Raw genomic sequence first — 13,066 nt, 5'->3', positions numbered from 1 at the left:
GCCTCGGCTATCGAACGCCGTTTGAGGTTTTTTATAATTTGGATATACTCCCACTAAAACTTACCTCCCGTTGCTCTTCGTAGCTGAATCCGCCAGCCTTATTGTCCAATGATTATATGGACAGTCTAAATATACTTAATGGGAGTATATTTTCATATGGACGCTGATCGTGTTGGAATAATCCACGCTCAGCCTTCTACTGCCCGAATAGTCCAAAAATCTGCCGCCAGATTGTGCTCCAGCAAATATGCATAAGGCACAGTAAAAAATCCTTGCTTGCCCCAGTCTGCACCCCACGAGTTCATCACCGTGAAGCGTTCTGTTTTATCGTCATAACCGACCGCCAATACCGAATGTCCGCCAACTAGCCCCTCATCTTTTTTTGGCATTCCCAGCGCGCCGTGCGCTGCCGTTTTCTCCGATTCAAATCCCTCGTATAGAGTGATGCCGAACACAAATGGATGACCTGTTGCCAGACATACTTTCAGGTGATCGAGTGTTTGTTGCAGACGCTGATAGCTGATCGCCTGATGTTCCAGCGCCTCCGCATATGCGGCGCGTGGCGGTTTTAAAGCATATTTTTTTGCGATATACGGCCAGCTGCTCTCACGACAAATACCCTGTTTAGCGACACTCTTAATTGCATCACGGATTTGTGCGCCATGGTTTTGCCGCTGCGTCCCTATCATCACGCGAGCATTGTAATGAACGAATAAACGCGATGGCATAAACGGGCGTTGTATGCCTTGTTTGATCAGATTAAAGCGGAAGGCATTGCAGACAGCGTTAGAGGTACAACTACCGATACGATCACCTTGATTAAAAACACTGGGGCAGTGTGGGCGCAGATCGATTTTGCTCGGTAACCGGGGCAGATAATTGGGCGGGACATCAAAGCGATGATCACGATGATCAGGTAAGTCAGGCAACCAACCATAGCCTGCAATTTTTTGTACCATGTTATTCCTCTTCTCTATCATGATTGCCAGAGATATCAGTCTACAACGATACTCCGCACATAGAAAAAATTAAGCCCGGTGTTGTGTCACAAACAGCACCAGCACTACGCCTAACGCGATCAGAATAATTTGCGGAATCGTTTCACGCAAGGTCGCGCGACGCTGCATCTGTGGCATTAAATCACTCAATGCAATATAAATAAAACCAGATGATGCAAATACCAGCACGTAGGGGATCAGGTTGCTCGCACTACCTAAAGTATAAAAGCCAAGTACGCCACCAATCACCGCCATCAGACTGCATATCAGGTTATACATGTAGGCTCGCGCGCGCGAAAAACCGGCATTCAGCAACACAATAAAATCACCAATCTCTTGCGGAATTTCATGCGCAATGATCGCCAGACCAGTGACCAGACCTAGTTTAGGATCGGCTAAAAATGCAGCAGCGATCAGGATGCCATCTGTAAAATTATGTAAGCCATCGCCTACCAAAATCATCCAGCCTGCCTTACCAGCCTCGTGCGCATCATGTCCATGCTCGTGATGATGCCCATCACCTTCGTGATGGTGGGAGTGCCGCAGAATTGCAAATTTTTCCAGCAAAAAAAACGCCAGCAAGCCGCCCAGCAAGCACCCAAATAAGGTACGCGGATCAGCACCAGATTCAAAAGCCTCCGGCAATGCATGCAGAAAGGAGGTCGACAGCATAATGCCAACCGACAAACTGACCATACGCTCAACCATTTTAGATAAAAGCGAAAACGAAAAAATCGCCGCAGCAGTAATGCTCAGCACACCGGCAATCGTGGTGGCAAAGAGAATGGATAACAACGTGGAATGAATTTTAAGCCTCGAATCAGACAATAATGCGCACAAGTGCAACTGGGTTGCAAATTAGAACACAGCGTGAGGATTTGTGCAAATGGAGTCGGAGCTAAATTTTTTTATGTCTCTTCGTCCTAGTTCATACGTTGCCTCAAACCGTAACTTGGAAAAAATTAGATTAACTATTAATGTCATACGTAGTTAGAGGTCATTTGTATAGAAACGCACTAATTTTGCCTGCTATAGTGAAGCGATTTCCATAAAATCTGACCTGATCAGACAAAATATCAACGCACTTCAGAAGAGGTTCCATGAAATTTGCTTACACCATCGTCTACGTTAATTCCGTTCCTGATACGCTTAACTTTTATCAAAAGGCATTTGGTTTTGACACAAGGTATTTACATGAATCAGGTGAGTATGGCGAATTGGAGACTGGGGCAACAGTGCTCGCCTTTGCATCACACACAATGGGCGAGATGAACCTGGGTGGGCGTTATCAAAAAACCGATCCTGCCGCATCGCCTGTAGGCGTCGAGCTGGCATTTGTGACGGAAGATGTAAGTGCTGCTTATGTCAAAGCAATCAGTGCCGGTGCTGTCGCAATTAAAGAGCCGATGCAAAAACCGTGGGGGCAAACTGTTGCGTATGTTCGCTCTCAGGAAGGATCATTAATTGAGCTTTGCTCACCGATCGGCGGGTGATTGTTTGCGAATGGATGACGGACTATCGATTCCATTTCCATCATTGGCGTAATTGAAGAGCCATCTCTTTGAATTTGACATGGTTGCGCGGATATGATTTCCGTCCAACCACTCATCATCGATTTTTAGCTACCCAATCAACTCTTATCGAGAAAATGATATCTATAACAAATCAAGATGAATTTGACAAAATTCCGCTTATCCACGCTTGGGTGCATGGATGGGTTCTTACCAGAAATAAACCACCGCCACAGATTCAATCGTATGGATACACAATTGACTTGGGCCAGCCTGATCATTTGATACGCCATGTGGTGGAGGACTATGACAGGCAAAATTTATACTCGCTTACTACCTCGCTTATAAGATCAGGAACTTGGTTAAAAGTTTGTGCAGACACAGAGCAAGTAGCTCTTGGTTTAAGTGGTGTGTGGATTGTTCAGCCACCAGAATATTTGATGGCGATGCAATTAAAAGAAGCTGAGATTGAGATTAATACTGATTTCCAATTGTCTATCGAGACAACTGATGCAGTTACGATTGCGATGTTGATGGATAAAGATGGGCAATTGGCGGCGCGAGGGTGTGTCGCACAGATCAACGGCTATGCGATGTTTGATCAAATAGTCACCGAGCCTAGACACCAGAGAAAAGGCTTGGGACGAGTGATCATGGCTACGCTGAGCAATTTGTCGGTAGCTCAAACATCCACAACAGGTGTTTTAGTAGCGACCGAAGATGGTCTCGCATTATATGAAAAATTAGGCTGGGCCTTGGTATCGCCAATGACTGCAGCGGTGCTTGCGTGAGAGGAGGTGGTTGGACTGTTACTACATCAGCCCAACCATGTTGCTCAATTGAGTTTCAGCTACTTACTATCGCAGGATCAGACCACACCATTCTCTTTAAACCAGGCAAGACAGCGCATCCAGCCATCTTTCGCATCTGCTTCTACGTAGCTTGGACGGTAATCCGCATGGAACGCATGACCTGAGTCGGCATAGACTTTGAATGTGGACTTGCTGCTACCTTTGCTTAAGGCCGCCGTCATTTGAGCGATAGATTCTTGGCTGATGCCGGTATCTTTCAAACCGTATAGACCGAGGATTGGTGTTTTTAAGCCCGCTGCGATGTCGACAGGATTAGTTGGCGATAGCGGCGTCGGGTCACCTACCAGACGGCCATACCAGGCTGCGCCGGCTTTTACATTAGGATTGTGCGCGGAATACATCCAGGTGATGCGGCCACCCCAGCAGAAGCCGGTGATGGCTAATTTGTTGGTGTTGCCGCCATTGGCTTTGGCCCAGGCAACCACCGCATCCAGATCAGACATGACTTGGGCATCGGGTACTTTGGAGACGACTTCTTTGATTAATTCGCCGATATTAGGATATTTGCTTGGATCGCCCTGGCGTACGAATAATTCTGGTGCCAGCGCCAGATAACCTAGTTTGGCGAAGCGGCGTGCGACGTCGGCGATATGCTCATGTACACCAAAAATTTCTGAGATGACCAAAACGACAGGCAGATTAGTTTTGCCTTCTGGCTGGGCGCGATAGACAGGGACTTTTTGTCCGTTGACTTCGACCATCACAACCCCGGCAGTTAAACCGACCGTATCGGTTTTGATCATAGTTTGTGCCATCACAGGCATCGCTGCAGCGGCAAAACCGACGCCTACCGCAGTTTGAATAAAGGTGCGACGGTCAACCCCATCGCTTAATTTTGACTTGCCTACCAGACTATCGAAATCCTGTTGATTCTGCATGAGTATCTCCAAATGGAATGATTGTGGTTGTGGAAAAAACAGCGATTAGCATACCGCAAAATCAAATATGGTATTTGGGGCTTAGCACGACTAAAGCTAGAGCGCAGTCAGTGCAGTTGGTGTGACTGGGAAGATTTTGTGCAAGTTGTATTATTTAGATTAGTTATCTGAGGGAAGTAGCCGCTCGTACTCTTCTTTGACGACGGAATAACATTCACACACACGCTGCTCTAATTTTTTTCTATTGGTAACGGTGATACGGCCGCGGGCACGTTCGACCATGCCATCTTTTTGTAATTGCCCAACTGCTTCGGTAACGCTTTCACGCCGGACACCTAACAAACTGGCCACCATTTCTTGAGTGATGATGATTTCATTATCATGCAGCCGGTCGATGGTCATTAATATCCAGCGGCAGAGTTGTTGATCTAGTGAGTGATGTTGATTGCACACAGCAGTTTGTGAGGTTTGGCTAATCAGCGCCTGGGTATATAAAAGCGCAAGTCGTTGTAGCTCGCCAGCCGACTCAAACTCTTGCTTCATGACCTTGCGACTCAATTTAAACGCAGCGCCAGCGCTTTGCACCTCTGTACTGGTGGGCATACTTTCACCACCCATAAAAATCGAGATCCCGACCATACCTTCGTCACCGACCAGCGCGGTTTCGCTTGTAGAGCCATTTTCTAAGGCATAAATCAAAGAGACAATGCCACCGATAGGGAAATGTACAAAATCCACATGATCGCCTGATTCAGACACGGTCCAGCCTAGCGGCATTTCTACATATTTAAGATCCGGTAATAGTCTTTCGTACTCAGATTTGGGAAGAGCCGCCAGTATGCGGTTTTTCCGTGGATCGGGTTCTGGCGTGGTCTCTGATTTTGACATGGTGTGGAATCGATTAATTTTGTAATGAAGGGCGATGTAAAACTACTTCAGCAAGTTGTCGCGACGATATTGCGAATGCGACGAATAGCGTGTTTAGGAGCCAATTTATGTAACGGCAATAAGTTCTAAGTGTAAGAGATTTGCACTTAGGTAGCAGCACCAATTAACACCAGCATATTCCACCATTTAGCGGGCGTGAAATAAATTTTGTAGACCTAACTAGTTACCAGATAGCTCGGAGGGCGAAACTTGATGTGATTGGCAGCGCTAGCGAGAGCGTGCGAGGCGAATGGCAGGGGAAACCGATCAGTGCCCAGAATAGCAGCCAAATTATTGCAAATCTAAATGATCGGGGTAAGCATCGTCTTGCCCCGTTGTCATAAGTGCGTCATGCACCAACAGCGCATGAGCCAGGTTTAATCAGCTTGTGGTACCAGATAAAACGCATCTGGCAATTGTTCGCCAGCGGTTGTATGTTTGATGTCGCCTTTTAAATTGGTCAGCACAACAGCTAATTGCGGGCCACCCAATTCGATGATGACCTGGCGGCAAGCACCGCAAGGGGCGATCGGAGCGTCGGTGTCGCCAGTGACGGCGATGGCGGCGAAATCACCCGGACGATATCCGGCAGCGAGTGCGCTGAACAAGGCGGTACGCTCTGCGCAATTGCACAGACCGTAGGAAGCGTTTTCAATATTGCAGCCATGGAAAATTTTACCGTCTTTAGTTTGTACCGCTGCACCGACTTTAAATTTGGAGTAGGGCGCATAAGCCAACTCGCGTGCTTTGTGCGCTTCTGCAATCAGATTAGGGATGATGTCTTGGGTCGTCATGGGAAATTCTCAACGTATTTGTAATTGGGTTGTAGGTTGCTAGTAACCGATAGAGAAAACTACGAATGATTCAATATTATTGAAATTGGATGCCCATATATTCTGCAGCTTACAGAGCAAAAATAGCCTGTAAGCCGCAGAAGTATTGGACATGCCTCTTAAGATTTATTTCTTCACGCCTAATTCGATTAGTCGTTCACTCAAATAACTACCCGCTGTGTGGCGCGCTGATAAGACGACTTCTGGTCTTGGGTGTAAAAACAGCGGTAGCGAGATGCGTGATTTTTTCGCTTCCTCGCCTGTTGGGTTTAGCACGCGGTGAATAGTGGATGGGTAGTAACCTTCCGATGCTTCATCCAGCATGTCGCCGATATTTACGATCAACATACCGAAGTCACAAGGGACGTTATGCCATTCATCATCCTTACCTTTGACTTGCAAACCGGCTTGCGTTGCGGCCGGTAACAAGGTCAGCAAATTGATGTCGCCATGGGCTGCTGCACGCACTGCATCCGGCTCCTCATCACCACGCAATGGCGGGTAGTGCAAGACGCGCAGTAAGGTGTGATCGCTACCCGGTATCATGTCCGACAAGGGCATGGAATACTTGGCTTTGATGTCGGCTGGTGTGTGATCCTCTACCCATTGCAGTAATTCCGTAGCGAGCTTATTACCTTGCTCGTAATACTGGCTTGCTGCATCAGATACTTCAGCGGGATAACGGCCACCCGGATAGATATGATAAAACTCTTTCAGATCCCGCTTGGTATTACCCTTGGCGGTTTCTGATACTTTCGGTGAGAAATAACCATCCATTTTGACTGCATCAAAATTGTATTGATTCTTCGCATCAGTCTGGAAGAACTCGTACCATTCTTTATAAATGGTCTCCAGCAAAGGTTGCGATAAAGGATGATTAGTCAACACGCCAAAGCCAGTACGATGCAGACTCTCGGTAAATTTTTGTGCAGCGTCCGGGCTGCGATAATCAACTGGTTCGATAAACATAATATCTCCTCAATGGGCGCGATGAATTAACGCAAGGCTGGCAACAACCAGTCGCTGCTTAATATCGTATCAATCAGACTGGCGCATGCCTTGGCATCGACTTCCATGCAAACACGGGTCTCTGGTTTATCTGCCTCCCATCCAGATTGTGGATACGGAATCGCCAGTTTTGCCATCATGGTCTGACCATTGGCGATACCCTCTTTGGCAACGCGTACGCGACCGGATTGGGTTTTAAATAATTCTGGAGCGACCAGCCAGACAAACGCCAGGACATCATGTCCATAACAAGCATGGCCCAGATCAGGGCGAATACTTTGGTAGAAATTAGCGTAAAAATTGACTGCATGACTTAAGGTATCTGTTGCGATATGTTGATGTTGTTTCGCCAGACCTGTGAAGAAAGTCGATGGCAAAACCACGCGATGCGTTACATCCAGACCAACCATTGTCAAATCCCAGCCCGCAGTGAAGACCAGATCAGCCGCGTCTGGATCATTCCAGACATTGGCCTCTGCCACTGGTGAGACGTTACCCGGTTCATCTACGGTACCAGCCATCAAGACGACTTGCTTTAAGAGCTTGGGCAATTGTGGTTCTAGCTTTAATGCCAGTCCTAGATTACCAAACGGACCTACCGCAACCAGCGTGATTTCGCCTGGATGCTGACGTGCCATTTTGACGATAAATTCTGCCGCACTTTCAACTTCCGCTGTTCCACCGGCTTCTACCCGGCTAGTTAAATTGCCCAAGCCATCTGCACCATGAATAAACGCAGGCGGTGTACCAGGGTCTTTTGCCAGAGGCACCGGTACGCCTTGAGCTACCGGAATACTGCGACCAGCGATACGGGTTAAGTAGAGTGCATTGGCAGTGGCCTGTTCGACGGTGACATTGCCAAACGTAGTAGTAATACCGATTACATCGATATCCGGATGGGCGAGTGCGAAGTACAGCGCCATTGCATCATCGACGCCAGGGTCGGTATCAAAAATGACTTTATGTTTTGCCGAGATAGAGTTGGTGGTCATGGAGGTTCTCCAAAATTACTTCGCCTGGCCATTAACAGAACCCAGGCGAAGTGACTTATTGCGGTTGGCCCGGTTCAAGGAGGCCGAATCTTAATGTCTTATTTTGATCTCTTATTTTTGCGACGTATTTTGATCACTTAGCGAGACTTAACAAAAGGCACGCCAATCGCTTTTGGTGCGACTGATTTTGCCATTAAACCCGCCAATACAATGACAGTCACAACATAGGGAATCATCTGTATCAATGAGCCTGGCACTTTGCCGATCACCGGGAAGACGATACCTTCGATCTGCACTTGCAGCGCTGCAAAGAAGCCAAACATCAGGCAACCCATCGCCGTGTAGAGCGGACGCCAGTTGCCGAATACCAGCGCGGTTAATGCCAGGTAACCGTTACCTGCCGACATATCACGCAAGAAGAAACCGCTTTGCACAATAGACAGATAAGCGCCGGAAAATGAACACAATACGCCAGCGCATAACATCGCTAGAAAACGGGTACGTTCAACGTTGATACCGGCGGCATCGGCAGCATGGGGATTTTCGCCCACGGCCCGTAATCGCAAACCAAAACGACTGTGATAAATCACCCAATGCACGACAGGTATAAGTGTAAACGCCAGATAGACCAGTGCGCTGTGGCCGCCGATTAATTTGCCGTAGAACCAGCCCACAAATGGAATACTTTCTACCGCAGCTGTACCTGGCAAGACGATATCAAACAAGCGAGCCTGGCCAAGATCTGGCGTACGCCCACCCTGAGAAAAGAAAAACTGCGCCAAGACAAATGTTAGGCCGCTCATGGCAATATTGATTGCAATCCCTGCGACTAATTGATTTCCTTTTTGCGTAATACTGACAAAGCCTTGCAGCAATGCGATAGCAACAGATACGCCCACACCAGCCAAAATGCCAAGCCATGGATTTTGCGTAGTGAATGCGACCGCAGCGGAGACGAAGGCCGACGCCAGCATTTTGCCTTCCAAGGCCAGATCGACTACACCGCTGCGTTCCGCAAACAATCCCGCCATCGCGGCAAAAATCAATACCGGCGCATTGCGGATAGTGGAAACCAGTATGCTGGCGAAATGAAAATCATCAAACATCATTAACTCCGATTTAGTTTCGTTTCAGCAGACGCGCTAAGGCTGGCGCATATAGATTTTCCATGGCACCGCAAAACAAGATAATCAGGCCTTGGATGAAGATAAAAGTTTCAGTCGGGATATTCGGTTTTTCCAGCGACAAATCAAAGCCGCCCTGAATCAACGCGCCAAACAAAATGGATGATAGCAAAATGCCGACCGGATGCTGGCGCCCCATTAACGCAATCGCAATCCCGATAAACCCAGCACCCGCCGGGAAATTCAAATTTAGATAATGTGTCGATCCCATCAAGGAATTGACCGATGCCAATCCAGCCAGTGCACCAGAAATCAACATTGCAACGATGATCGTTTTAGTGATGGAAATACCTGCGTAGTGTGCCGCATGCTGATTTAAACCCGTAGCGCGCAACTGATAACCCCAGGCCGAACGCCATACTGCAATACCATAAATCGCCAGCGCGATTAGCGCCAGAATAAAACTGATATTCAACGGCGTCTCACCGAGAATCGGGAATATTTTATTCAGTGTCGGTAACCAAGACGCCTCTGCAAATACGCGGCTGGCGGGATTTTGCTGGCCGGTCGGGATCAGATAAGTCACAATCAAAAAGTTCATTAAACTGGCAGCAATGAAGTTAAACATAATCGTCGTGACGACGATGTGACTACCGCGTTTAGCTTGCAGATAACCTGGCAAGTAAGCCCAGGCCGCACCAAATATAGCGCTGCCAATAATCGCTAGTGGAATTAACAACCAGCCAGGCAGACTGGAATCGAGCAACAATAAAACTAGTGTTAACCCAAGGCCACCGACATACATTTGTCCTTCGCTACCGATATTGAACAAACCTGCCTGCATCGCAATGGAGACCGACAAACCAGTAAAAATAAAGGTCGCTGCATAAAATAATGTGTAGCCCAATCCTTCAGGGTTTAACACGGCGGAGTTGACCAGAATGCCCAGCGATTCTATTGGACTCTCGCCCAACAAATAAATCACCAGCGCAGCAACCAACAGTGCCGACAGCAAATTGAGTAAGGGAAGCGCTATGGCAGTTGCCCAGCGTGGAAGTTCTGAATTAGTCATACTTATGATTTATGTAGTCCACCCATGAGCAAACCTATACGCGTGGCATCAAACTCTTCTGCCATCAATTCGCCCGTGATACAGCCGCTAGACATGACCAGAATTCTATCTGCCAATGCACGTACTTCTTCCAGTTCTACCGACACCAGCAGAATGGCAACGCCAGCATCGCGCATCGCGAGTAGTTGGGCATGGATGCTTTCTATCGTGCCGATATCAACACCACGGGTAGGCTGGCCGACTAACATCAGTTTAGGCGCGGCAGCAATTTCTCGAGCGATCACGACTTTTTGCTGATTGCCACCGGACAGCAGGGCGATTCGTAAATGTGGATCGGACGGACGTACATCGAACTTTTTTAATAGCTCGGTGCATTTGCTGAGAATGCTGGCGAAGTCGAGTAAACCAAAGCGTTTTTTAGTCTGTTGCTGATAACCGAAAAAACTATTCATCATGACCGAAAAGTTTTTAACTACGGCATCACGCAGTCGATCTTCTGGTACGTGACCAATACCAAGCTTACGGAAAATGGCAGGCAAACCATCGGCATCTTTGCGTTTGGCGATGGGTAGCAATCGACCTTGCATTTGTATCTCGCCGCTGCTTGGCAAGCGCATGCCGGATAAAATTTCCAGCAGCTCGCTTTGACCATTGCCAGAGACACCAGCGATGGCGACGATTTCACCAGCGCGTATGTTGAAGTTGATATCTTTCAGTAGATCGACCGCTTGCTTGCTACGCAAATTCAATCCTTTTACCTCAAGCACAGACGCGCCCGGAGCATAGGCAGCCCGTGGCAATTGCGTTTGTATCGGGCGACCTACCATCAGATTGGCTAGTTCTTCTTTGCTGGTACCAGCGGTAGCAACGGAGCCGACCACCGTGCCTGCGCGCATTACCGTCACCTGGTCGGTGATGTCGAGAATTTCTTGCAGCTTGTGGGTAATCAGGATGATGGTCTTGCCTTGCTCTTTGAACAGTCGCAAGACTTCAAATAGCGACGCCGTTTCTTGCACGGTCAGCACCGCGGTTGGCTCGTCCAGTATCAGAATGTTGGCGCTACGGTAGATTTGTTTGAGGATTTCTACCCGCTGTTGCAAACCAACCGACAAGTCTTGGATTTTGCTCAGCGGATCAACATCTAAAGAATAGCGCTGACAAATTTCACGCAGCTTTTTCTCAATATCGGTGCGATGAGCGGCGAGTCTGAGCCCACCTTCTGCGCCCAACATGACGTTATCAAGAACCGTCATATTTTCTACCAGCATAAAATGCTGATGCACCATCCCGATACCCAGTTTGATCGCTTCCTGACTATTGCGAATATGTTGTGGCTGACCGTTGATCAAGAGCTTGCCGCTATCCGCACGGTAGTAGCCGTACAGGATGCTCATCAAGGTTGATTTGCCTGCGCCGTTTTCTCCGATAACGCCGTGGATGCTACCGGGCGCTATAGAAAAATTCACATCGCGGTTGGCGTGTACGGCGCCAAAGCGTTTGGAGATTTGTTGGAATTCTACGGCTGGCTGCATACGGAGGAGGGATAAAAATTAGCTAGGGTTTGATCGGCGATGTTAATGAACTTAACGAACTCAGTGAACTTACTGAACTTACTGAACTTACTGAAATTGCTAGATGATAGAGACCTAACGCGACGATTGATTGCGCTAAGGTCTGCTTACATCATTTGGTTTTGCGCTTAGCTTAAAAACGTCGAGAATAAAATTTAATAGAGCATGAGCGCAAAACCAAACTGAAACAAGACAAGATAAGACACTAAACCGGGCATTTACTTCCGTCGCGCGAGTCAATCACTTTAACTTTACCGCTGATGATGTCTTGTTTTGCTGCGTTGACACGCTTTTCAATTTCTGGGGTGATCAGGGCGCGATTATCTTTATCAACAACCCAATCAACGCCACCCTCTTTCAGGCCTTTGTTGATGATACCCGGCTTCCAGTCACCGTTTTTGATTTGCATAAAGCTATCGTAAATCGCTTGGTCTACACGCTTAACCATCGAGGTCAGCATTGTGCCCGGATACAAATAATTTTGATTGGAATCAACACCGATGGCGAGCTTGCCTTTTTCTTTGGCTGTCTGCAACGTACCCATGCCGCTGCCGCCTGCTGCTGCGAAAACGACATCAACACCGCGTTCGAATTGCGCGCGCGCTAACTCGCCACCTTTGGCCGGATCGTTCCAGGCAGAAGTGGTGGTGCCAACCATATTGCTGGTGATCTCAACTTTGGCATCAACTGCTTTGGCACCTTGCGCGTAACCGCAAGAGAAAGTGCGTATCAGAGGAATATCCATACCGCCGACAAAACCGATTTTTTTAGACTTGCTAGCCATTGCCGCAGCAACACCAACCAGATAAGAACCCTCTTGTTCCTTGAACAGAACTGAGCTGACATTATTGCCTGTGGCAACGCCATCAATCACGACGAATTTAGTATTAGGGAATTCTTTGGCGATATTTTGCACTGCCTGACTTTGGGCAAAACCAATTGCTGCGATCAGATCGATTTTTTTGCGTGCCAGATTACGTAACACTTGCTCTGTTTGTGTATCGCTGGCGACCTGGACTTCCAGGAAAGAGATTTTGGTCTCTTTTTTAAAGCGCTCTGCACCTTCTGATGCGGATTGATTGAAGGATTTATCAAACTTGCCGCCTGCATCATAAATGACGGCTAACTTAGGATCGGCTGCAACAGCGCTGGCAGCGCTGACAACAGCAAACAAGCTCATTACAGTAAGGCAGAGACGCTTGAGTTTCATGGTGATTCCTTGTCGGTCGCAATTGTGTCGGAAGTGTCGAAAATATTGAAAGTATCAGCTCATTAGTTAG

Annotated in this window: 13 protein-coding genes; 2 read left to right on the top strand and 11 right to left on the bottom strand. The window is 47.8% G+C overall.

What is annotated here, in order from left to right:
• Positions 1–188: 188 nt before the first annotated feature.
• Together AAKU61_RS07985 and AAKU61_RS07980 are read right to left on the bottom strand one after the other, a co-directional pair.
• The gene (locus tag AAKU61_RS07985) at positions 189–959 is read right to left on the bottom strand and encodes a C1 family peptidase (protein ID WP_354331152.1); all 771 of its coding nucleotides are present in this window, start codon (positions 957–959) and stop codon (positions 189–191) included.
• Positions 960–1,028: 69 nt separating this feature from the next.
• A complete protein-coding gene (locus tag AAKU61_RS07980) occupies positions 1,029–1,793 on the bottom strand; it encodes a ZIP family metal transporter (RefSeq protein ID WP_354331150.1) in 765 nt (254 codons plus the stop codon).
• A gap of 305 nt (positions 1,794–2,098) precedes the next feature.
• Here AAKU61_RS07980 and AAKU61_RS07975 point away from each other — a divergent pair, with 305 nt between their 5' ends.
• Both AAKU61_RS07975 and AAKU61_RS07970 read left to right on the top strand, forming a co-directional pair.
• On the top strand, positions 2,099–2,491 hold the full coding sequence (locus tag AAKU61_RS07975; protein WP_354331148.1) for a VOC family protein: 393 nt from the start codon (positions 2,099–2,101) through the stop codon (positions 2,489–2,491).
• 68 nt (positions 2,492–2,559) lie between these two features.
• Positions 2,560–3,300, top strand: coding sequence for a GNAT family N-acetyltransferase (locus AAKU61_RS07970; RefSeq protein WP_354331146.1), 741 nt, complete (start codon positions 2,560–2,562; stop codon positions 3,298–3,300).
• 77 nt (positions 3,301–3,377) lie between these two features.
• Here AAKU61_RS07970 and AAKU61_RS07965 read toward each other — a convergent pair whose 3' ends face one another.
• The 9 genes from AAKU61_RS07965 to AAKU61_RS07925 all read right to left on the bottom strand — a co-directional run bounded on the left by AAKU61_RS07965 (position 3,378) and on the right by AAKU61_RS07925 (position 12,996).
• Positions 3,378–4,259 carry a dienelactone hydrolase family protein gene (locus AAKU61_RS07965; protein ID WP_354331144.1) on the bottom strand — a complete coding sequence of 294 codons (882 nt, stop codon included), beginning with the start codon at positions 4,257–4,259 and terminating at the stop codon, positions 3,378–3,380.
• 159 nt (positions 4,260–4,418) lie between these two features.
• On the bottom strand, positions 4,419–5,147 hold the full coding sequence (locus AAKU61_RS07960; RefSeq protein WP_354331142.1) for a Crp/Fnr family transcriptional regulator: 729 nt from the start codon (positions 5,145–5,147) through the stop codon (positions 4,419–4,421).
• 416 nt (positions 5,148–5,563) lie between these two features.
• Entirely contained in the window at positions 5,564–5,980 is a 417-nt protein-coding gene (locus AAKU61_RS07955; RefSeq protein ID WP_354331140.1) for a cytidine deaminase, read from the bottom strand.
• Positions 5,981–6,145: 165 nt separating this feature from the next.
• Positions 6,146–6,988 (bottom strand): 2OG-Fe(II) oxygenase family protein, encoded by an 843-nt coding sequence (locus AAKU61_RS07950; RefSeq protein ID WP_323492034.1) that lies wholly within the window; start codon positions 6,986–6,988, stop codon positions 6,146–6,148.
• Positions 6,989–7,014: 26 nt separating this feature from the next.
• Positions 7,015–8,019 (bottom strand): nucleoside hydrolase, encoded by a 1,005-nt coding sequence (locus AAKU61_RS07945; RefSeq protein WP_354331138.1) that lies wholly within the window; start codon positions 8,017–8,019, stop codon positions 7,015–7,017.
• 137 nt (positions 8,020–8,156) lie between these two features.
• Complete coding sequence (locus AAKU61_RS07940; RefSeq protein WP_354331136.1) at positions 8,157–9,128, bottom strand: ABC transporter permease; 972 nt, start codon at positions 9,126–9,128, stop codon at positions 8,157–8,159.
• A gap of 10 nt (positions 9,129–9,138) precedes the next feature.
• On the bottom strand, positions 9,139–10,215 hold the full coding sequence (locus tag AAKU61_RS07935; RefSeq protein ID WP_354331134.1) for an ABC transporter permease: 1,077 nt from the start codon (positions 10,213–10,215) through the stop codon (positions 9,139–9,141).
• Positions 10,216–10,217: 2 nt separating this feature from the next.
• Positions 10,218–11,747 carry an ABC transporter ATP-binding protein gene (locus AAKU61_RS07930; RefSeq protein ID WP_354331132.1) on the bottom strand — a complete coding sequence of 510 codons (1,530 nt, stop codon included), beginning with the start codon at positions 11,745–11,747 and terminating at the stop codon, positions 10,218–10,220.
• A 244-nt stretch (positions 11,748–11,991) separates the two neighbouring features.
• Positions 11,992–12,996, bottom strand: coding sequence for a BMP family lipoprotein (locus tag AAKU61_RS07925; protein WP_354331130.1), 1,005 nt, complete (start codon positions 12,994–12,996; stop codon positions 11,992–11,994).
• Between the last annotated feature and the right edge of the window lie 70 nt (positions 12,997–13,066).

Source organism: Undibacterium sp. GrIS 1.2 (assembly GCF_040544435.1).
Lineage (GTDB): Bacteria > Pseudomonadota > Gammaproteobacteria > Burkholderiales > Burkholderiaceae_D > Undibacterium.
Note: the sequence above shows the minus strand (reverse complement) of the source record. Positions and strands in the feature narration are given on the sequence as shown.